At 62.2% G+C, this 20,622-nt stretch carries 17 protein-coding genes; 8 read left to right on the top strand and 9 right to left on the bottom strand.

Annotated features, from left to right (window positions below):
- The first annotated feature begins 269 nt into the window (after positions 1-269).
- The gene (locus tag I5R65_RS08840; RefSeq protein ID WP_180670074.1) at positions 270-1,991 is read left to right on the top strand and encodes a methyl-accepting chemotaxis protein; all 1,722 of its coding nucleotides are present in this window, start codon (positions 270-272) and stop codon (positions 1,989-1,991) included.
- A 65-nt stretch (positions 1,992-2,056) separates the two neighbouring features.
- Here the strand turns inward: I5R65_RS08840 and I5R65_RS08835 are convergent, their stop codons facing one another.
- The gene (locus I5R65_RS08835; protein WP_180670072.1) at positions 2,057-2,980 is read right to left on the bottom strand and encodes a LysR family transcriptional regulator; all 924 of its coding nucleotides are present in this window, start codon (positions 2,978-2,980) and stop codon (positions 2,057-2,059) included.
- A gap of 184 nt (positions 2,981-3,164) precedes the next feature.
- On the opposite strand from I5R65_RS08835, the gene I5R65_RS08830 reads away from it, so the two are divergent.
- The 7 genes from I5R65_RS08830 to I5R65_RS08800 all read left to right on the top strand — a co-directional run bounded on the left by I5R65_RS08830 (position 3,165) and on the right by I5R65_RS08800 (position 11,420).
- Entirely contained in the window at positions 3,165-4,493 is a 1,329-nt protein-coding gene (locus I5R65_RS08830; protein ID WP_180670070.1) for an amidohydrolase family protein, read from the top strand.
- Positions 4,494-4,583: 90 nt separating this feature from the next.
- Positions 4,584-5,783: an arabinose transporter gene (locus I5R65_RS08825; RefSeq protein ID WP_180670068.1), complete on the top strand. Its 1,200-nt coding sequence runs from the start codon at positions 4,584-4,586 to the stop codon at positions 5,781-5,783.
- Positions 5,784-5,840: 57 nt separating this feature from the next.
- Positions 5,841-6,611 (top strand): SDR family NAD(P)-dependent oxidoreductase, encoded by a 771-nt coding sequence (locus I5R65_RS08820; RefSeq protein WP_180670066.1) that lies wholly within the window; start codon positions 5,841-5,843, stop codon positions 6,609-6,611.
- A 430-nt stretch (positions 6,612-7,041) separates the two neighbouring features.
- Entirely contained in the window at positions 7,042-7,788 is a 747-nt protein-coding gene (locus tag I5R65_RS08815; RefSeq protein WP_180670064.1) for a glucose 1-dehydrogenase, read from the top strand.
- 381 nt (positions 7,789-8,169) lie between these two features.
- Entirely contained in the window at positions 8,170-9,015 is an 846-nt protein-coding gene (locus I5R65_RS08810) for an ureidoglycolate lyase (RefSeq protein WP_006464992.1), read from the top strand.
- 147 nt (positions 9,016-9,162) lie between these two features.
- Positions 9,163-9,915, top strand: coding sequence for an SDR family NAD(P)-dependent oxidoreductase (locus tag I5R65_RS08805; RefSeq protein ID WP_180670062.1), 753 nt, complete (start codon positions 9,163-9,165; stop codon positions 9,913-9,915).
- A 185-nt stretch (positions 9,916-10,100) separates the two neighbouring features.
- Positions 10,101-11,420, top strand: coding sequence for an MFS transporter (locus I5R65_RS08800; protein ID WP_180670060.1), 1,320 nt, complete (start codon positions 10,101-10,103; stop codon positions 11,418-11,420).
- Positions 11,421-11,536: 116 nt separating this feature from the next.
- Here the strand turns inward: I5R65_RS08800 and I5R65_RS08795 are convergent, their stop codons facing one another.
- The 8 genes from I5R65_RS08795 to pstS form a co-directional block, all read right to left on the bottom strand.
- Positions 11,537-13,162, bottom strand: a complete 1,626-nt coding sequence (locus I5R65_RS08795; protein ID WP_180670058.1) for a methyl-accepting chemotaxis protein — start codon at positions 13,160-13,162, stop codon at positions 11,537-11,539.
- 345 nt (positions 13,163-13,507) lie between these two features.
- Complete coding sequence (phoR, locus tag I5R65_RS08790; RefSeq protein WP_180670056.1) at positions 13,508-14,818, bottom strand: phosphate regulon sensor histidine kinase PhoR; 1,311 nt, start codon at positions 14,816-14,818, stop codon at positions 13,508-13,510.
- 76 nt (positions 14,819-14,894) lie between these two features.
- Complete coding sequence (locus I5R65_RS08785) at positions 14,895-15,572, bottom strand: response regulator (protein ID WP_180670054.1); 678 nt, start codon at positions 15,570-15,572, stop codon at positions 14,895-14,897.
- A gap of 87 nt (positions 15,573-15,659) precedes the next feature.
- Positions 15,660-16,370, bottom strand: coding sequence for a phosphate signaling complex protein PhoU (gene phoU / locus I5R65_RS08780; RefSeq protein WP_180670052.1), 711 nt, complete (start codon positions 16,368-16,370; stop codon positions 15,660-15,662).
- Between the two features lie 184 nt (positions 16,371-16,554).
- Complete coding sequence (pstB, locus tag I5R65_RS08775) at positions 16,555-17,355, bottom strand: phosphate ABC transporter ATP-binding protein PstB (protein WP_180670050.1); 801 nt, start codon at positions 17,353-17,355, stop codon at positions 16,555-16,557.
- 35 nt (positions 17,356-17,390) lie between these two features.
- Entirely contained in the window at positions 17,391-18,287 is an 897-nt protein-coding gene (pstA, locus tag I5R65_RS08770) for a phosphate ABC transporter permease PstA (RefSeq protein WP_180670048.1), read from the bottom strand.
- Positions 18,287-19,297, bottom strand: a complete 1,011-nt coding sequence (gene pstC, locus I5R65_RS08765) for a phosphate ABC transporter permease subunit PstC (protein ID WP_180670250.1) — start codon at positions 19,295-19,297, stop codon at positions 18,287-18,289. The genes pstA and pstC overlap by 1 nt, the downstream gene beginning before the upstream one ends.
- 172 nt (positions 19,298-19,469) lie before the next feature.
- Positions 19,470-20,519 carry a phosphate ABC transporter substrate-binding protein PstS gene (pstS, locus tag I5R65_RS08760; RefSeq protein ID WP_180670046.1) on the bottom strand — a complete coding sequence of 350 codons (1,050 nt, stop codon included), beginning with the start codon at positions 20,517-20,519 and terminating at the stop codon, positions 19,470-19,472.
- Positions 20,520-20,622 lie beyond the last annotated feature (103 nt).

Here is a 20,622-nt window from a genome sequence, read left to right as displayed (position 1 = left end):
ACGGGGATGCTCATCTGTAATACAGTCCGCTGGCCAGACACGAGAAGAACCAAGGATCGCACGTCGACGGTGAATCTCGGATCACGCCTGGCCTGGAAATTCCCTCCCATCCTCCGCAGTACCTCCCTACCCCTCTGGCCGAGGCAAGTCCGATCTCCTGTCCTGAACAGCGATTGACAGGTTCCCACGCACCTACGCAACCTGGCCCAGACCACATGCACGCGACCGACTGCGATGCCATGCAACTCAATTTGAAATAAGGGGCAGCAATGAACTGGTTCACCAATCTGAAAGTCAGCCACAAACTCCTCGGTGGTTTCATGGCCGTGGCCACGATCGGCGCCATCATCGGTACCCTCGGCATCATCAAGGCCGGGCAGATCAATGACCTGGCCTCCGAGATGTACGAGATGCAGGTGATCGGTCTGCGCCATTCGGCCCAGGCCACGCTGGACCTGAGTTCTTCCAACCGGGCCATTCGCGCCGCCATGCTGGCGGAGACGCCCGAGGAACGCGCCAACAGCCTGGATGAACTCGGCAAGCGCCTGGACAATACCGCCAAGGCATTGGACGCGGCCGAACAACGCTTCACCACGCCTGAGGGCCGGACCCTGGTGACCAAGACCCGGCAAGCCTTCGAGGCCTATCGGAGTGCCGTCACGGCGACCGCCGAAGTGTTGCGCAAGGAGTCGCTGGCCGATAGCCGCCAGTCCACCAACCAGTTGTTCTCCACCGTGCGTCCGCTGGCCAACGAGGCCGAAAAGATGATGCTGCAGATGATGGCGGTCAAGAAGGACAACGCCGACAAGCTCAACGACGAGACCGATCTCATCTATGCCCACATCCGCAGCCTGCTCATCGTGCTGACCTGCGGCGGCGTGCTCTTCGGCGTGGCGCTGGGCCTGTTCATCTCGCGCAACCTGACGCGCCAGCTCGGCGGTGAACCGCGCGACGTGGCAGCCGCCGCCGACGCCATTGCCTCGGGCGACCTGAGCACCCATATCGATACCAGCCATGCGGCCCAGGGCAGCGTGGTCAACGCCATGCACATGATGCAGGCCTCCTTGCGCAAGGTGGTGCAGACGGTGCGCACCAGCAGCGAAAGCATCGCCACCGGCTCGCGCCAGATCGCCACCGGCAACCTGGACCTGTCGGCACGCACCGAACAACAGGCCAGCGCTCTGGAGGAAACGGCGTCCTCGATGGAGGAACTGACGTCCACCGTCAAGCACAACGCCAACAATGCCCAGGACGCCAAGCAGATGGCCTCCACCGCCTCCACCGTCGCACTGGAAGGCGGCGAGGTCGTGGCCAAGGTGGTCGATACCATGAGCGCCATCAATGACTCCTCGCGGAAGGTGGTGGACATCATCAGCGTGATCGACGGCATTGCCTTCCAGACCAACATCCTGGCCCTCAACGCCGCCGTCGAGGCGGCACGGGCCGGCGAACAGGGACGTGGTTTCGCGGTGGTCGCCAGCGAAGTGCGCAATCTGGCGCAGCGTTCGGCGGCCGCTGCCAAGGAGATCAAGGCGCTCATCGAAGATTCGGTGGAAAAGGTCACCGTCGGCGCGCGCCTGGCCGACCAGGCCGGTACCACCATGAGCGGCATCGTGGAGAATTCGCGCAAGGTGACGTCCATCATCGGCGAGATCTCGGCGGCCAGCGTGGAACAGACCGCCGGCATCGAGCAGATCAACCAGGCCATCATGCAGATGGACGATGTGACCCAGCAGAATGCCTCGCTGGTGGAAGAAGCCGCCGCCGCCTCGCGCGCGCTGCAGGACCAGGCCGATGCTCTGGCCCAGATCGTGAGCATCTTCAACCTGGGACAGAACGCTATCGGCTATCAGGATGCGCCACGCCCGGCTGCGCCGCCGGTCATCACCGCTACCACGGCCAGCCAGGCGGTGGGCCATGCCGCGCCCAGGCGCCTGAACCATCAGAGTGCCACGCAGGCGGCGAAGGAAGAGGACTGGGCGACCTTCTGAGCAGGGCATGCTCCGGGTGGCCGCGCAGTATTGCTTACGGCGCGCCGCATACCCTGGCGTGAGACTCAACGGTCAGGGCGCTTGCGCTCTGACCTGGATATCTCTACACAAAAGTCGATGAAGGCCTGGACCGCCGCCGGTGGCAAGCGGCGCGAGGGCCGGATCAGATACAGCGGGAAGGTCTCGCCCGGCCAATCGGGAAAGAGCTCAAGGAGTGCCCCGCTCTCCAACAAAGGGGCCATTCCCAGCGCCAGTACCTGTGCAATGCCGGCACCGGCGAGGCAGGCGCCGACCATGGTATTGGGATCGGTCAATGTGAGCCGGCCCCGGGTCTGGATCTGCCTTACCTCCTTGCCACGATGAAACTCCCAGTTGAACGGTCTGCCGCGTCGGGGATCGATGAACTGCATACAATCGTGTTTCACCAGTTCATCAGGATGGCGTGGTGTGCCGTGCTTGTTCAGGTAGCCGGGAGCGGCCACGGTCAGGACCCGGGTCTCCATCAGCTTCAGCGACGTCATGGCCGATGAGGGTTGCGGACCAAATCGCACCGCCACATCAATCCCCTCGCTCACCAGATCGGCGTTATCGGGAAAAGCCACGCTGACCAGTTCAATCTCAGGATAGCGCTCGGTGAATTCAGCGATGCGTGGTGCCAGCACGTGACCAGAAAACAGCGGATTCAACCCCACCCGCAGAATGCCGCGGGCACTGGTGGCCGAACGGGAGACGGCATTGGCTGCCTCTTCGATACCCGACAGATGGGGCGCGGCCAACTGATACAGGCGCCCACCATCGTCGGTCAGATGCAGGGCGCGCGTGCTGCGATCCAGAAGCCGGATACCGATGCGCTCCTCCAGGCGGGTGACGGCACGGCTGACACCGGAGGCCGACAGCCCCAGTACTTCGGCGGCCCGGGTAAAGCTCCCGGTTTCCACCACTGCCGCCAATACTGTCATTCCCGACAATAGTCGCCCATCGAAACCCATACCTGCTCCTTTGACTTTTAGCAAAGATGATTTGCTTTTCCCCATCTTAATCAAAGATGGCTCGCCGCGTAAAGTGCCTCCAACGACGCGCCAGGCAGGATCTGGCCGCCGCACCGGAGAAGCAAGGGGCTCTTGATGCCCTTGCGATTCCGGTCGATCTCAATCCAACCCCGTGGAGCACATCATGAGCCATTCGCAACGTATCCTCTTCAAAGGCGGCACCGTCGTCACCATGGACCCCGAGGTCCCAAATCTTGTCACCGGCGATGTTCTGGTAGAGGGTGGGCGCATCGTCGCCGTCGGCCCGCAGTTGGCTGTCGATGACGCCGAAGTGATCGACGCCAGCGGCCATATCGTCATGCCGGGCCTGATTGATGCTCACCATCATGCCTGGCTGGGCGTGATGCGCCGTCTGCTGCCGGATGTCGATGACCTGTTCGCCTACATCGATGTGGTCGCCGAAAAACTGGGAGCCCACTATCGTCCGCTGGACATGTTCCTGAGCACGAGGCTGACCGCCGTGGCATCGCTGGACGCCGGAATCACCACCCTCATCGATGCCTGCCACAGCTCCCGCAGCCCCGAACACACGGACGCTGCGCTGGATGCGCTGGAAGGCAGCGGCATTCGCGCCCTGCACATGGTCGGTCCAGCCATGGACAAGCAGGCCAGCTCGACGCATCTGCCGGGAGACCTGCAGCGCCTGGCCGACAACTGGAACCATGCCGGCAATCTGGTCAAGGTCGGCCTGTTCGGCCAGCTCAATCTGGACTGGTGGCGCGTGGCGCGCGAACTGGACATGCGCATCCTGACCGAGTTCATCGGCGATCTGGCCAAGCTGGGGCCGGAGTTCGCGCAAGCCGGCGTGCTGGGTAGCGACAATATCTTCAACCACTGCACCCGCGTACCGCCGGAAACCTGGAAGCTGCTGGCCGATGCCGGGGTCAACATCACCGTCAATCCCCGTTCGGATGCCCTGTTCGGCTTCGACGATGACAGCTTCGCCTACCAGATCGCCATCGACCATGGTCTCACCCCGGCCCTGGGCATCGATCTGGATACGGCATTCGGCAGCGACATGTTCGGCGAAATGCATGCCCTGTTCGGCCAGCAACGCTCGGCCATGCGCTATCGCCGTTTCCGTGGCGAGGCGGATGCGCCGGCCCCGATCTCGGTGGAAGCGGTCCTGCAGGCGGCCACCGTCAATGGTGCCCGCGCCGCCGGGCTGGAAGGCCAGGTCGGAACACTGACCCCGGGCAAGCAGGCCGACATCATCATGGTGCGTACCACCGGCGTGGCAGTATGGCCTGTCACCCATGCCATCGGCACCATCGTCCAGGCGGTGGAACGCGCCGATGTCGATACCGTCATGGTAGCGGGCACCCTGCGCAAGCGTGGCGGCCGCCTGATCGATGTCGACCAGGCCAAGCTCAATGCCGAGATCACTGCCTCGCGCGACTTCCTGATCCAGGCCAGCGGCTATCGCACCGATCTGTTCAAGACCCGGGCCTGATCGCCGGCGTTGACGCGGCGCGCTGCGGCGATCCGCGTCGCCCTGCGCACCGGGTCCCCATTCATCACCGCATTCATTCAAGGGGCAATCATGCGAACCCTCGTTTCCAAACCCGTGCCGGAGGCCGCTCTGGCCCCGGCTCATCGGCCCCGCCCGGCACGGGGCGTCATTGCCGCGCTGTTCTGCGGCTATCTGGCAGTCGGCCTGCCGCTACCGGTCATCCCACTGTTCGTACACCAGCGACTGGGCTTCGGCGATCTGCTGGTCGGCCTGGTGATCGGCATCCAGTTCCTGGCGACGGTGCTCACGCGCGGCTACGCCGGGCGCCTGACCGACCAGCTTGGCGGCAAACGCTCGGCCTTGCAAGGTGCCGTGGTGTCGGCCGTCGCAGGCCTGCTCTATCTGGTGGCGGCCTGGCCCGGCATGTCCAGCAGTGCCAGCCTGATCATCATCATCGCAGGTCGCCTGGCGGCCGGTCTTGGCGAAAGCCAGTTCGTCACAGGTTGCGTGTCCTGGTCAATCGCCTCGGTCGGCCCCCAGCGTGCCGGCATGTCCATGTCCTGGACCGGGATCGCCATGTTTGCCGCCCTGTCCATCGGCGCTCCGATCGGTATGGCGCTTTATCTGCACTATGGATTGACGACTGCCATGATGGCCTGCATCCTGGCACCGGTCCTGGCCGCGCTGATCGTCCTGGGATCGACCTCCTACCTGTCGGCCGGTGGCGATCGCCTGCCTTTCCATCTGGTACTGGGCCGCATCTGGCGCGAGGGTCTGGGACTGATGCTACAGGGAGTGGGCTTGTCGGGATTGACGGCATTCGCTTCGCTCTATTTCGCTGCACGTCAGTGGGATAACGCGGGCCTGGTCATGACCGCCTTCGGCATCGGCTTTATCCTCGTACGACTGGCGCTGGGCCATCTCCCGGACCAGGTGGGCGGTTACCGCGTGGCGCTCTGCTCCTTGCTGATCGAAGCCGTGGGCCAACTCCTGCTGTGGGCGGCCCCCACCGCCTGGCTGGCATTGGGCGGCGCGCTGGTGACCGGCCTGGGATGCGCCCTGATCTTTCCGGCGCTGGGCGTGGAAGCACTCAAGCGGGTGCCGCCGGCCAATCGCGGCAGCGCCATGGCTGCCTTCGTCGCCTTCCTGGATATCGCCTATGGCATCGCGGGACCGGTCGCAGGCGTCATCGCAACGCATTTCGGCTACGCTGCGGTCTATCTCTTCGGAACGGCCTGCGCACTTGCGGGGGCCATTCTGATCGCTGGACCCATTCGTTCCCGGTCCTAAGTATCGTCATTCCGGGCCCGCCGTTGGCGGGCCCCCTCATTCATACAGGAGCAATTCATGTCACGCATCTTCATCTCCGGTTCTTCCACTGGCCTGGGCCTGATGGCGGGCCAGCTGTTGATCCAGCAAGGGCACAGCGTGGTTCTGCATGCACGCAACGCAGCTCGCGCTGCCGAAACCCGACGTGCCAGTCCCAAGGCCGAGGCCATTATCACGGGCGACGTGGAAACCATCGCCGGCAGCATTGCGCTGGCCGCCCAGGTCAATGCCCTGGGGCAGTTCGATGCCGTCATCCACAATGCCGCCGTGGGCTACCGCGAAGCGCATCGGCTGACCGTCGACGGACTGCCCCATGTGTTTGCGATCAATACCTTGTCGGCCTATCTGCTCACCGCCCTGATCCAGCGCCCTTCCCGCCTGGTCTACCTGAGCTCGGGGATGCATCATCATGTGCGCCCCCACCTGGAGGACCTGCTGTGGGAGCAACGTCGATGGAATGGCGCGGACGCCTATGCAGAGAGCAAACTGCACGATGCCATGCTGGCCATGGCGATCGCCCGACGCTGGCCGATGGTGAAATCCAATGCTCTGGAGCCAGGATGGGTACCTACGAAGATGGGCGGACCTGGTGCGCCGGACGACATGCAACAGGCCCATCTCACGCAAGCCTGGCTGGCCGCCTCCGGTGACGCGAAGGCACAGGTGACGGGCAAGTATTTCTATCACCTCAAAAAGATGGACCCGAATCCTGTCGCTCTCGATGTGATTCAGCAGGATCGCCTGATCGACCTCTGCGCGAAACTCTCCGGGATCGATATTCCCGGGTGATTCGAAGGGAGGTGCGTTACCGGCGGCGCAATTTGGCGCGATTTGACGCGATTTGACGCGATTTTCATGCACCTGAGCATGAACAAGCCCAGATGCAGCGCTGACCATCGACGAACTCAAGCGCTTGCATGAAGGCATGCTGGCGCGCTATGGCTTGCGGGCAGGGTGTTGGCTGACTGCTGACCCAATGAGGGGACTTGGTCGGAGGAGGATCGTGTTCGGTGATGGTCGTCCTGATCACCGAGGCATTTCATGGTGGAAATTTCATTGTTGCATTTATTTATGACAAAAATAATTAATTGAATGAATTGTATTTATTTTGCGAACAGTGAAGTCGGAAAAGGCGGCTTTATCCACCGAAATATGCTGCTTATAGTGCAACCAAGGTGTCGTCTCCGACATTCTTCCTCCACCAACAGCAAGGAGCATCATGAGCAAACTTCAAAGCAAAGTCGCCGTCGTCACAGGTGCATCGAAAGGAATCGGCGCTGCCATCGCCAAGGCGCTGGCAGCCAGCGGTGCCGCCGTCGTCGTCAACTACGCGACCAGCCGCGCCGGCGCCGACAAGGTCGTCGGGGAGATCGTCGCCGCGGGTGGCCGTGCAGTGGCCGTGGGCGGCGACGTGTCCAATGCAACGCATGCGGCAGGCATCATCGACGCCGCCATCAAGGAATATGGTCGCCTCGACATTCTGGTCAACAATTCGGGCGTATACGACATGGCGCCGCTGGAAGCCATCACCGAAGAGCACTTTCATAAACAGTTCAACGTCAACGTGCTGGGCCTGCTGCTGGTAACCCAAGCCGCCGCCAAGCATCTGCAGGAAGGCGCCAGCGTCATCAACATCGGCTCTGTCGTCAGCAGCATCACGCCGCCCAGCAGCGCCGTCTACACTGCCACCAAGGGCGCCGTCGATGCCATCACAGGCGTGCTGTCGAAGGAACTGGGGCCGCGCAAGATCCGCGTCAACAGCGTCAATCCGGGCATGGTCGAGACTGAAGGTACACACAGTGCCGGCTTTATCGGTTCGGATTTGGAGACCTGGGCCGTGAGCACCACGCCGCTGGGCCGCATTGGCCAGCCCAATGATATTGCCGACGTGGTCACATTCCTGGCGTCGGATGATGCACGCTGGTTGACTGGCGAGAAGATTCTGGCCGGCGGCGGCAGCCGCTAAGAAACCCTCCTACAGGAGGGCGGCCTAGAAATAAAAAAAGGGATTAGGTAGTCGACCCGAGTATTTATTTCAAGAATAGATGAAAAGGGGTGAGGCGCTTTTGCCTCACCCCTTTTCGCCTTTTTTCGCCACTGTTTCGTCAGAAGACTCTCCTAGTGTCGATTTGCATTGACTGACCCAGTGGGTCAATTTTGCGAGCAAATCAGCAGACACACGCAAGTCAATTTGTCCTTCCCTCACAAAATTGGCCTATTGGTCTTACCAATAAACTGGTAATATCCAACTTCCAAAACGACAGGTGTTCCCATTCGCTTGCGCGCCAATGCGCCGCCAGCGGGCGACGACGCCGATCCGAGACAACTCTTTCTTCAAGGAAACCAGATGAAATTACTGCGTTACGGCCCGGTTGGGCAGGAAAAGCCCGGCATCCTCGATCAGTCCGGCAAGATCCGCGACCTGTCGGCCCATATCAAGGACGTCAACGGCGCCGCCCTGGACGATGCTTCGCTGGACAAGATCCGCAAGCTCGACATCGCCAGCCTGCCGGTGGTCGAAGGCTCGCCGCGCATCGGCGCCTGCGTGGGCAATATCGGCAAGTTCATCTGCATCGGCCTGAACTATGCGGACCATGCCGCCGAATCCAACCTGCCCATCCCCGCCGAACCGGTGGTGTTCAACAAGTGGACCTCGGCCGTGGTCGGCCCCAATGACGACGTCAAGATCCCCCGCGGCTCCAAGAAGACCGACTGGGAAGTGGAACTGGGCGTGGTCATCGGCAAGGGTGGCACCTATATCGACGAGAAGGATGCCATGTCCCATGTGGCCGGCTATTGCGTGGTCAACGACGTCTCCGAGCGCGAATACCAGATCGAACGCGGCGGCACCTGGGACAAGGGCAAGGGCTGCGATACCTTCGGCCCCATCGGCCCCTGGCTAGTCACCCGTGACGAAGTGGCTGATCCGCAGAAGCTGGGCATGTGGCTGGAAGTGGATGGCAAGCGCTACCAGAACGGCAACACCAGCACCATGATCTTCGGCGTGGCGCACATCGTGTCCTACCTGTCGCGCTTCATGAGCCTGCAGGCGGGCGATGTCATCTCCACCGGCACGCCGCCGGGCGTGGGCATGGGCGTCAAGCCGGAAGCGGTGTTCCTGCGCGCTGGCCAGACCATGCGTCTGGGCATCGACGGCCTGGGCGAGCAACAGCAGAAGACCATCGACGCCTGATCGCTGCATCATCGCTGCATCATCGCCGCGTCAGCGCTGCGCCGCCATCCGGTGGCGCAGCCAAATCCAATTCAATAACAAGAAAAAATGTTGCGCAGGCTCGTGCGGCCTGCGTTACCCAATGACCGAATCAGGGAAGGAGAAACAATGAATCACTACGATTTCCAGGGCCGCAGCGCCATCATCACCGGCGGTGCGCAGGGCTTCGGCTATGCCGTGGCTGAACGTCTGTTGCAGGGCAAGGCCAAGGTCGTGCTGTGGGACATGGATGAAAAGGCACTGGCCGACGCCCGTAGCAAGCTGGAAGCGCTGGGCAATGTGGAGACCGTGAAGGTCGACATCTCCAGCGAAGCCGACGTCAAGAAAGCCATCGAAACCACCGAGAAGCTGACCCAGTCCATCGACATCCTGGTGCACAGCGCCGGTATCGCCGGCCAGAACAATCCGGTGGCGGACTATTCACCGGAAGAATGGCGTCGCGTCATCGACATCGATCTCAACGGTGCCTTCTACGTCAACCAGGTGGTGGTCCAGCGCATGATCGCGCAGAATTACGGCCGCATCGTCAACATCGCTTCCATCGCCGGCAAGGAAGGCAATCCCACCGCCTCGGCCTACAGCGCCGCCAAGGCCGGCATGATCGCCCTGACCAAGAGCCTGGGCAAGGAAACCGCGACCAAGAACATCGCCGTCAATGCCATCACCCCGGCGGCGGCACAGACCCGCATCCTGGAGCAATGCACGCCGGCGCACATCGAGTACATGCTCTCGAAGATCCCGCGTGCGCGCTTCGTGAAGGTGGAAGAACTGGCGGCCATGGTGGCCTGGCTGGTGTCGGAAGAGAACTCCTTCACCACCGCATCCGTGTTCGACCTGTCGGGCGGCCGCGCTACCTACTGATCCTCCGGCGCCGGCGACCGCCGGCGTGGATCGCGTGAACGGCCATGGCGCACGGAGTCCTTCCGCGCGCCACCCCTCACACCACAACAAGACAACACCACAACAAGACGACCTCCCGCACTGCGCGGAGGCGATGGACTTTTTGCGCCTTCATTTTTTTGAAAAAGCTAGAGGAGAGACCCCGCATGACTACCACCACCATTCCGGCCAGCGCGTCGGAACAACTGGAATCGCAGCTCTATCGCCGCATCACCTGGCGTTTCGTGCCGCTGCTGATGATCTGCTTCGTATTCGCCTACCTGGATCGCGTCAATATCAGCTTTGCCAAGCTGCAGATGCAAAGCGATCTCGGCTTCTCGGACGCTGTCTATGGCCTGGGCGCCAGTATCTTCTTCGTCGGTTACTTCCTCTTCGAAGTACCCAGCAACATGATCCTGCACAAGGTCGGCCCCAAGCGCTGGATCGCCCGCATCATGGTCACCTGGGGCATCGCTTCGGCGGCGATGATGTTCGTCAGCAGCGAGACCAGCTTCTACGTGCTGCGTTTTTTGATCGGCAGCCTGGAAGCGGGCTTCGTGCCGGGCGCGCTGTACTTCTTCACCAACTGGTTCCCGTCGGCGCGACGTGGTCGCATCAATTCGCTGTTCATGGCGGCCATTGCAGTGTGCGGCATCATCGGCGGCCCGATCTCGGGCGGCATCATGAAGTTCACCCACGGCGTGAGCGCGCTGCATGGCTGGCAATGGCTGTTCCTGCTGGAAGGTATTCCTTCGATCCTGCTTGGCGTGGTGTGCTATCTGGTCATCGATGACCGCATCGACGATGCACGCTGGTTGAAGCCGGAAGAAAAGCGCCTGCTGATCGACCGCATCGCGGCCGAACCCAAGAGCGAGGCGGCCCACTCCTTCGGCGAAGCGATCCGGCAACCGGCCACCATCGTCATGTCGCTGATCTACCTGATGCTGGCCTCGGGCATCTATGGCCTGGTGTTCTGGATGCCGCAGCTGATCAAGTCGGCCGGCACCGATGACACTTTCATCATCGGCCTGATCTCGATGGTGCCCTACCTGTGCGCCGGCCTGGGCATGATCCTGATCGGCCGCAACTCCGACCGTACCGGCGAGCGTCGCTGGCACCTGGCCGCGTGTGCATTGATGGGCGCCATCGGCTACGCCGCCAGCGCCTGGTTCGGCAGCAACACCGTGATCCTGGTGGTGGCGCTGTCGGCGGCAGCCACCGGCATCATCGCCGGCATCGGCCTGTTCTGGATCCTGCCGCCGCGCGTGCTCAGTGGCGCCGCGGCGGCCGCCGGCATTGCACTGATCAACTCGGTGGGCCAGTTGGGCGGGATCATCACGCCCTACATGGTCGGCAAGATTCGTGACATCACGGGTAGCGCCGCACTGGGCCTCTACGTGGTGGCGCTGGAATGCCTGGTGGGTGCGGCACTGCTGTTGTGGGCCTTGCCGCGTCGGGTGTATTTCAAGGAACCGGCGCAGCAATGAGGCCGGCGGCGGAAATGATATAAACGATTTCCGTCATGACCGGAAGCATCATGCCAGCATCAGCAAGCTTGCAGAACCCGCCACCATGGCGGGTTCTTTTTTTTGGGAGGGCTGCCTCAGCGCAGGGCCGGCAGGGCGGACCTGATATCGATGCTGGCGGAGTGAGCGTAAGCCGCCTGGTCCTGGGCCAGTAAACGGAACTGGCTGACCACCTCCGACAGGCGTGCCGCCTGTTCCTGCATCGCTTCGGCCGCCGCTGCAGCCTGCTCGACCAGGGCCGCATTCTGCTGGGTGGTCTGGTCCATGTCGTTGATGGCCAGGTTGACCTGGCTGATCCCGTCGCTCTGCTCGCTGCTGGCGGCGGTGATCTCGGCCACGATCTGGGCCACCTGCTGCACGCTGGAAACGACTTCGTCCATGGTGGTACCGGCCCGCACCACCAGTTCGCTGCCGGAACCGACCTTGCTGACAGAATCATCGATGAGGGTCTTGATTTCCTTGGCGGCGGAGGCCGAGCGCTGGGCCAGCGAACGCACCTCGGAAGCCACCACCGCAAAGCCGCGCCCCTGCTCGCCGGCGCGGGCCGCTTCCACTGCGGCGTTCAGGGCCAGGATGTTGGTCTGGAAGGCGATGCCATCGATCACGCTGATGATGTCGACGATCTTTCGTGAGGATTCGTTGATGGAGCCCATGGTCGAGATCACCTGCGACACCACCTCCCCTCCCTGCTGCGCCACGGACGAGGCCGACGCTGCCAGCTGGTTGGCCTGGCGCGCATTATCGGCGTTCTGTGACACAGTGGAAGTCAGTTCTTCCATGGCTGAGGCGGTTTCTTCGAGGGCGCCGGCCTGGCGCTCGGTACGCGACGACAGATCGAGGTTGCCGGTGGCGATCTCGCGCGAGGCTGTGGCAATGGCATCGGTGCCGCCGCGTACCTGGCCGACGATGCGCGCCAGGTTGCCCGTCATGGCCTGCAGGGCGTGCATGAGCTTGCCGGTCTCGTCGCGCCGCGCTGCCAGGGTTTCGTCAACGCGCATGGTGAGGTCTCCGGCGGCCACGGCTTCAGCCACATCCACCGCCTGTTTCAGGGGGCCGGTGATACCCAGGGCCAGGCTGCGGGCGAACAGCCAGCCCAGCAACACCTGCAGCACGGCCAGCGCCAGCATCAGGTTGCGGCTCTGGAGATAGGTGTCCTGGATGTGGACGGCGACCTGATCAATGTTGGCGCGCTGCAGGTTGAGCAATTGCTGCAGCAGGTCAAGATACCCCTTGGCCGCTACGTCATAGGGACCGGCCAGGATCTTGGCGGCCTCTTCGGTCTGGCCATCGGCCTTGGCCTTGGAGATGGCATCGCGGTATTTGATGTAATCCTTGCGCACGGCCGAGAGCTTGGCGAAGACCTCTTTTTCCTGATCGGTATCCAACAGCGCCTCGATGGCCTTCTGTTGCTCGCTGGACATACGGCTGGCAGCGGCGGCGTCGTCGGCGAAAAAGGCCGCCAGGCTGGGATCGGCACTCTTGGCGATGGCCGTGGTGCGACGCACGCTGGTATGGATGGTGCGATACCAGTCCGAGACCAGTCGCTCCTTGGTCAGGGGTTCATGCATCATCTCGTCGGTAGCGGCGGCAATGCCATGCAGACGCCAGATCGACAATGCCACCACCACGCTGGCAGCTGCCAGGATGACAGCAAAACCCAGGGCCAGGCGGCGGCCTATCTTCATGTGGGAAAAATAGCTCATCTGTCTCTCTTCTTGCGCAAGGGTGGAGGGTCAACCGGCGCCAAGGACGGCGCACGGGCCGATGATGCAAGCAAACACGGACAGGCGCGATCAGGGTTTTCCTGAACGCCGGACCACGACAACCGTACGGGCCAGCCCGGCTGGTGGCGGGGCGAGTGCCGCGAGTGGCGCTATTGTTGCCAACAACTCTTGCCGACAGGCATTCGTATTTGTACGTAGAGACGGAGCGCTCATGCTGAGCTATTGCGCACATGGTACGCCCGCCCTGGCGATTCAAACATCAAAAAAGGATGCCGAAGCATCCTTTCCAATTGCCTTTCACGCTTGTTTCCTGCTCGCATCTGCTCAATGCTGTTCGGCGTAGTCCTCGATGGTCTGGGAAGCCGGGAAATGCACGGTGAAGGTGCTGCCGTGATCCGGCACCGACGCGATGTCCAGCGTTGCATGGTGGCGCAGCAGGACATGGCGCACGATGGCCAGGCCCAGGCCGGTGCCCTGGGTCTCGCGGGAGCGGCTCTTGTCCACCCGGTAGAAGCGCTCGGTGAGGCGCGAGATGTGTTCGGGGCTGATGCCGATGCCGGTATCCTGCACCGCAAAATGCGCGCCCTGCTCATCGCTTTGCCAGTGCAAGGTGATGGTGCCGCCCTCCGGCGTATAGCGCACGGCATTGGTGACCAGGTTGGTGAAGGCGCTGCGCAGCTCGTCGGAGTTGCCCTTGAGATCGGGTCCGTCGACCACGAGGCGGATGTCGTGCTTGCCCGCCGACAACGCCCGCCCCTCTTCGGCGATACGTTCCAGCAACGGGCGTACCTTCAGCACTTCCGAGCGCAGCGGGTAGTCGATCGATTCCAGTCGGGTCAGCGTGAGCATGTCGTCGATCAGGTTCTGCATGCGCTGCCCCTGCTCGGTCATCAGCTTCAGATGGGCGGTACGGATCGATTCGTCCAGGTTGGGCTGGGCCAGGGCGATTTCCAGGAAACCGTTGATGACCGTCAAGGGCGTGCGCAGCTCGTGCGAGGCATTGGCCACGAAATCGCGTCGCATCATGTCGATACGCTGCGACTCGGTAACATCGTGGGTGACCAGAATCTGGCGCCGGTTTTCAAAGGGGATGATCTGGATGATCAGCTTGCGCTCGTGCAACGCCATGGTGAGCGGCTGTTCGTAGCGACCCAGGATGATGTAGTCGATGAAGGCCGGATTACGGATCAGGTTGGTCACGCGCATGCCCTTGTCGCGATCCAGCTTCAGCCCCAGGTGCTGTTGCGCGGCCGGGTTGCACCACTCCAGGAACAGCACGTCGTCCATGATGACCACGCCATCGGGCAGCAGGCTCATGGCCTGGCGGAAACGCGCCAGCCACTCGGCCAGCTCGGCCTGGTTCTTTTCGTCATCGCGGCGCATGCGATACAGGCGCGCATAGACATCGGTCCAGGCGCCCCAGCCGTCGGGCAGGCGTGACTGGCCGGAATCATCCAGCCAGGTCGACAGGCGCAGCAGGTAATGCAGGTGGGTGATCATCATCACGCCCACCGCCAGCACCGCCGTGACCAGCCCGACGATGGGACCGAAAAAGAAACCGACGACTCCTGCTCCGGCCAGGCACAACACCAGGCGCAATACAGCAGGAATCCAGAACAGAAGTTGTGGACTCATTGATTTGGCAGATAGATCTTGGAGGCGCCCGCGCGCCCGGATTTGTTATTGTCGCCTGAATAGGGCGGCGGCGGGCTTATTTGGTGGAGAGCATGTAGCCGACGCTGCGCACCGTCTTGATCAGGTACTCGGCATCGCGCAGGGCCTTGCGCAGGCGCAGCACGTGGACATCCACGGTGCGCTCCTCGATCACCACGTGATCGCCCCAGACCCGGTCCAGCAGCTGGCTGCGCGAAAACACGCGGTCGGGATGGGCCAGAAAGAACTTCAGCAACTTGTACTCGGCGTGGCCGATATCGATACGCGCACCGGACAGGCTCACCGTGCAGCTGGCAGGATCGAGCGTGATGGGACCAGCCGACATCACTTCCTGCGCATGCTCCGGGCTCTTGCGACGCAACAGCGCCTTGATGCGCGCAGTGAGCTCGCGCGGCGAGAAAGGCTTGGTGATGTAGTCGTCGGCACCGTTATCGAGGCCGGCGATCTTGTCTTCTTCCATGCTCTTGGCGGTGAGCATGATGACCGACAGCTGCTGCAACTGGCGATCGGCACGGATACGCGAGAGCAGATGCAGGCCGCTGCGGTCCGGCAGCATCCAGTCCAGCAGCACCAGTTGCGGGGCGCGATGCTGGACAAAGTCCCAGGCCGCGGCCGCATTGGAGACGACGAAACTGGACCAGCCTGCCTCCTTGAGGGTGAAGGCAATCAGTTCGGCAATGGAGGGTTCGTCTTCGACGATGAGGATAGTAGTCATGGTATTGGTTGAGCAGTATCGCGGGTCTCCCCTCCGCAACCCGGTGGTGGCCGGCTCTTCCCGACCGTCACCACCGGCGCCGTGCTATCAGTCTTCGTCTGCCTCGATCGATTTGGCCGAACCGAAGTCGGTATGGCGGATATCCTTGCCACCGACGACGTAGACGACGTACTCGGCGATGTTCTTCGCGTGGTCGCCGATACGTTCGATGGCCTTGGCCACCCACAGGGTATCGATGGAGCCGGAGATGGTCCGCGGGTCTTCCATCATGAAGGTGATCAGGCTGCGGGTGATGGAGCGGAAGCCGTGGTCGATGCGTTCATCCTGCTTGATCAGTTCGGCGGCCTGCTTGTCGTCCAGGCGGGCGAACGCATCCAGGGCGCTACGCAGCTGGTCCATCGCCTGCTCGGCGATCAGGCTCACGGTCTCGTAGTGCGACACCAGACCGATCCCGCGCTTGTGCAGGTGGATGGAGGTACGGGCAATCTTGGTCGCCTCATCGCCCACGCGTTCCAGGTCGGTGATGATCTTGATGGTCGCCATGACGGTACGCAGGTCATTGGCGGTCGGCTGGCGACGCACGATGAGGTGGCTGCAGGCATCATCGAGTTCGACTTCCAGCCGATTGACGGCCTCGTCGTCCTTCATCACGCGGTGAGCCACATCCAGGTTACCGTTACGGAAAGCCGCAATAGCATCCTGGAATTGATGCTCCACCATGCCGCCCATGGCAAGCACCTTGGAGCGGATCTGCTCCAGATCCTGGTCATACTGTTTGGAGGAATGATCGCCGGTCATGTGACGTCCTAACAAAAATATTTAAAGAATTTGCGCCTTGAAGTCAAAGCGCTCTGACTACGGTTCGGGGTGCGGCATGGGCGTAGCGAGCAATCCCGAGGTCTGCGGGAGAAGCGCAGCCGTACTGGGGTACGGCGAGCATCGCAGCGCGGAGATCGGGATGCGCAGTAGCCCAGGCCGTGCCCTAGCCGAATCGGCCGGTGATGTAGTCTTGGGTTTCCTTGCGCACCGGATTCATGAATATCTGGTCCGTCTCGCCAAACTCCACCAGCTCACCCAGGTACATATAGGCCGTGTAATCCGAGCAACGGGCCGCCTGTTGCATGTTGTGGGTGACGATGGCGATGGTGTAGTCGTTCTTCAGCTCGCCGATCAGCTCTTCCACCTTGGCGGTCGAAATGGGGTCCAGCGCCGAGGTCGGCTCGTCCAGCAGCAGCACTTCCGGCTTGACCGCCACGCCGCGCGCGATACACAGGCGCTGTTGCTGACCACCGGAGAGCGACAGGCCGCTCTTGTGCAGCTTGTCCTTGACCTCACCCCACAGTGCCGCCTTGTTCAGCGCCCATTCGACACGCTCGTCCATCTCGCCCTTGGGCAGGTTTTCATACAGACGGATGCCGAAGGCGATGTTGTCGTAGACCGACATCGGGAACGGGGTCGGCTTCTGGAACACCATGCCCACCTTGGCGCGCAGCATGTTCAGATCCTGGCCCGGTTCGAGGATGTTGTTGCCGGCATAGATGATCTTGCCCTCGGCGCGCTGGCCGGGGTACAGGTCATACATGCGGTTGAAGGTGCGCAGCAGGGTCGACTTGCCGCAGCCCGAGGGACCGATGAAGGCGGTGACCTTGCCTTCCCAGATGTTCAGATTGATGTTCTTGAGGCCCTGGAATCCGCCGTAGTAGAAATTCAGTTGCGAAACTTCGATTGTGGCCTGCTTGTCCGCAGCAGCGTTGACGGATGCGGAAGGAGCGTGGCTTGCCATTTGATGAGCAGTAGTCATGTCGGTCACTTGGAGAATTAGCCGGGGATTTGTTGCTTGAACAGGGTGCGCGAGAGGATGTTGAGCAGCAGCACGCTGAAGGTGATCAGCAAGGCGCCGCCCCATGCCAGCGAGACCCAGTTGTCATACGGGCTCATGGCGAACTGGTTGATCACTACCGGCAGGTTGGCGATCGGACGGTTCATGTTGGTGCTGAAGAACTGGTTGTTCAGTGCGGTGAACAGCAGCGGCGCGGTCTCGCCCGAGATGCGGGCCACCGCCAGCAGCACGCCGGTCACCACGCCGGCCTTGACGGCACGCAAACGCACGATGATGGCCACCTTCCAGCGCGGGGCACCCAGTGCGAAGGCCGCTTCGCGCAGGCCGCTGGGCACCAGCTTCAACATGTTGTCGGTGGTACGCACCACCACCGGAATGGCGATCAGCGAGATGGCGAAGGTACCGGCCCAGCCCGAGAAGTGGTTCACGTTGGCCACGTAGATGGCGTAGATGAACAGGCCGATCACGATCGACGGTGCCGACAGCATGATGTCGGTCACGAAACGGGTGACCTGGGCCAGCTTGCTCTCCTCGCCATACTCGGCCAGGTAGACGCCGGCCAGGATGCCGATGGGGGTGCTGATCAGGGTGCTGATGCCGACCATCATCAGCGAGCCGACGATGGGGTTCAACAGGCCACCGCCTGCATCGCCCGGGCCGGGGGTGTTTTCGGTCAGCAGGCCCAGGTTGAGCGCAGCCACACCCTTGAAGACCAGGGTCAGCAGGATCCAGGCCAGCACGAACAGGCCCAGGCCCATGGCCAGGAAGGAGAACAGCATGCCCATGCGATGCTGCAGCAGGCGCTTGCGGTAGACGGGATTCATGGATTGCGGCGCATTGCTCACGGCGGCACCGGCGATTGGGGTCTGGCTCATTATTTGGTTCCTTCCTTGCGGGTCATGCCCATCAACATGATCTTGGCGGCGGACAGGACGATGAAGGTGATGACGAACAGGATCAGGCCCAGCGCGAACAGCGAGGACACATGCAGCTTGCTGGAGGCTTCGGCGATTTCATTGGCCAGCGTCGAGGCAATCGAGTTACCGGCCGAGAACAACGACCAGGACAGGCGGTGCGAGTTGCCGATCACGAAGGTGACGGCCATGGTCTCACCCAGTGCACGGCCCAGGCCCAGCATCACGCCGCCGACCACGCCGGTCTTGGTGTAGGGCAGTACCACCTTGCGCACCACTTCCCAGCGGGTGCAGCCGAGGCCGTAGGCCGATTCCTTCAGCACGGCCGGGACCACTTCGAAGACGTCGCGCATCACCGAGGAGATGAAGGGAATGATCATCACCGACAGGATCAGACCGGCGGTGAGGATGCCGATGCCCATGGTCGGGCCGGAGAACAACACGCCGAGACCGGGGATCTGGCCCAGCGTGGCCTTCAGGAAGGGCTGCCCGTATTCCGAGAACAGCGGCGCGAACACGAACAGGCCCCACATGCCATAGATGATGGACGGCACGCCGGCCAGCAGTTCCACGCAGGTGCCCAGCGGGCGGCGCAGCCTGGCGGGGCAGATTTCGGTGAGGAACAGGGCGATGCCGAAGCTGACCGGGAAGGCGATCAGCAAGGCGATGATCGAGGTCGACAGCGTGCCGACGATGGCGATCATGGCGCCGAATTCGTTATTGGTCGGGTCCCATTCGACGCGCGTGATGAAGCCCGGGCCGAAGGCCTGGAAAGCCGGCGCAGCGCCGATGATGAGGGAAATGATGATCCCGCCCAGCATCAACAGCACGGACAGGGCGAAGATCAGGGTGATCTTGTGGAAAAAGAAGTCCTGCAGTCGCTGGCGGCGCATGACGGCCATCAACTTCTCGCGCGCGACCTGCGCACTATCCGTCTCTGTCGGGGATTTTTTGACTTCGGTATTCGACATTGCCGTGGTGGAATAATTAGCGCTCATTTGAATTCACCATTAAAACGGGCCATCGCCGCGAATGCTCTGTGCTCCAGAGTTGCTCGTTCTCGCTGCGATGGCCCGAATACTCCGTAGAGGAGAGGCTTGCTTGGCCGGGCTTGCTCGAAGCCCGGCCGGACTTGACAGTGGCTTACCAGATGGCCTTGCCGCTGCTGTCCTTGACGTTGCTCTTCCAGGAATCTTCCACCAGCTTGGTGACCGAATCCGGCAGCGGCACGTAGTCCAGATCGGCGGCGACCTTGCCACCGTTCTTGTAGGCCCAGTCGAAGAACTTCAGGACTTCCTTACCCTTGGCGCCATCGCCAGCCTGTTCCTTGTGCAGCAGGATGAAGGTGGCGCTGGAGATCGGCCACGATTCCTTGCCGGCAGCGTCGGTGAAGTCGACGGCGAAGCCCGGGGTCTTGGCCCAGTCACCGTGGGCGGTGGCAGCCTTGAAGGAGGAATCATCCGGGGAGACGAAGTTGCCGTCCTTGTTCTTCAGCTGGGTGTAGTTCAGCTTGTTCTTCTTGACGTAGGCGTACTCGACGTAGCCGATCGCGCCCTTGACCTTCTGCACGTTGGCGGCGACGCCTTCGTTACCCTTGCCACCCACGCCAGTGGGCCACTTGACGGCGGTACCGGCACCGATCTTGGCCTTGAAGTCGGCATTGGCCTTGGCCAGGTAGGAGGTGAACACGTAGGAAGTGCCCGATGCGTCCGAACGGTAGACGACGGTGATGTCTTCGGCCGGCAGCTTCACGCCCGGGTTCAGGGCAGTGATTTCAGGTGCATTCCACTTGGTGATCTTGCCAGCGTAGATGTCGCCCAGGACCTGGCCCGACAGCTTGATCTGGCCGGGGGTCACGCCTTCCAGGTTGACCACCGGGACCACACCACCGACCACGGCCGGGAACTGGGTCAGGCCGGCTTCGGCCAGTTCGCTCTGCGGCAGCGGTGCGTCGGAGGCGCCGAAGTCGACGGTCTTGGCCTTGATCTGCTTGATACCACCACCGGAGCCGATGGACTGGTAGTTCAGGCTGTTGCCGGTGGCGGTCTTGTACAGCTCAGCCCACTTGGCGTAGACCGGGTACGGGAAGGAGGCGCCGGCGCCGGTGATTTCTGCTGCATGAGCGGCACCGCTGAAGGCGAAAGCGCCGGCCACTGCGACTGCAACAGATTTGATCAGATGGTTAAACCCCATTTCAACTACTCCTATGATTTTGAGAGAGGAACGTCAGCAAGAAACATCACGATGGGAGGGATGAGTTCCGAGACAGGGCGAACTTTAACCAGCTAATGTGACG

The organism is Herbaspirillum sp. AP02, assembly GCF_015767275.1.
Classification (GTDB): Bacteria; Pseudomonadota; Gammaproteobacteria; order Burkholderiales; family Burkholderiaceae_D; genus Herbaspirillum.
This window is presented reverse-complemented; position numbering and strand designations above follow the sequence as displayed.

Excerpts from the sequence above, each read along its gene's own strand:
- I5R65_RS08840 (WP_180670074.1), top strand. The coding sequence starts at position 270 with ATGAACTGGTTCACCAATCTGAAAGTCAGCCACAAACTCCTCGGTGGT.
- I5R65_RS08835 (WP_180670072.1), bottom strand. The coding sequence starts at position 2,980 with ATGGGTTTCGATGGGCGACTATTGTCGGGAATGACAGTATTGGCGGCA.
- I5R65_RS08830 (WP_180670070.1), top strand. The coding sequence starts at position 3,165 with ATGAGCCATTCGCAACGTATCCTCTTCAAAGGCGGCACCGTCGTCACC.
- I5R65_RS08825 (WP_180670068.1), top strand. The coding sequence starts at position 4,584 with ATGCGAACCCTCGTTTCCAAACCCGTGCCGGAGGCCGCTCTGGCCCCG.
- I5R65_RS08820 (WP_180670066.1), top strand. The coding sequence starts at position 5,841 with ATGTCACGCATCTTCATCTCCGGTTCTTCCACTGGCCTGGGCCTGATG.
- I5R65_RS08815 (WP_180670064.1), top strand. The coding sequence starts at position 7,042 with ATGAGCAAACTTCAAAGCAAAGTCGCCGTCGTCACAGGTGCATCGAAA.
- I5R65_RS08810 (WP_006464992.1), top strand. The coding sequence starts at position 8,170 with ATGAAATTACTGCGTTACGGCCCGGTTGGGCAGGAAAAGCCCGGCATC.
- I5R65_RS08805 (WP_180670062.1), top strand. The coding sequence starts at position 9,163 with ATGAATCACTACGATTTCCAGGGCCGCAGCGCCATCATCACCGGCGGT.
- I5R65_RS08800 (WP_180670060.1), top strand. The coding sequence starts at position 10,101 with ATGACTACCACCACCATTCCGGCCAGCGCGTCGGAACAACTGGAATCG.
- I5R65_RS08795 (WP_180670058.1), bottom strand. The coding sequence starts at position 13,162 with ATGAGCTATTTTTCCCACATGAAGATAGGCCGCCGCCTGGCCCTGGGT.
- phoR (WP_180670056.1), bottom strand. The coding sequence starts at position 14,818 with ATGAGTCCACAACTTCTGTTCTGGATTCCTGCTGTATTGCGCCTGGTG.
- I5R65_RS08785 (WP_180670054.1), bottom strand. The coding sequence starts at position 15,572 with ATGACTACTATCCTCATCGTCGAAGACGAACCCTCCATTGCCGAACTG.
- phoU (WP_180670052.1), bottom strand. The coding sequence starts at position 16,370 with ATGACCGGCGATCATTCCTCCAAACAGTATGACCAGGATCTGGAGCAG.
- pstB (WP_180670050.1), bottom strand. The coding sequence starts at position 17,355 with ATGGCAAGCCACGCTCCTTCCGCATCCGTCAACGCTGCTGCGGACAAG.
- pstA (WP_180670048.1), bottom strand. The coding sequence starts at position 18,287 with ATGAGCCAGACCCCAATCGCCGGTGCCGCCGTGAGCAATGCGCCGCAA.
- pstC (WP_180670250.1), bottom strand. The coding sequence starts at position 19,297 with ATGTCGAATACCGAAGTCAAAAAATCCCCGACAGAGACGGATAGTGCG.
- pstS (WP_180670046.1), bottom strand. The coding sequence starts at position 20,519 with ATGGGGTTTAACCATCTGATCAAATCTGTTGCAGTCGCAGTGGCCGGC.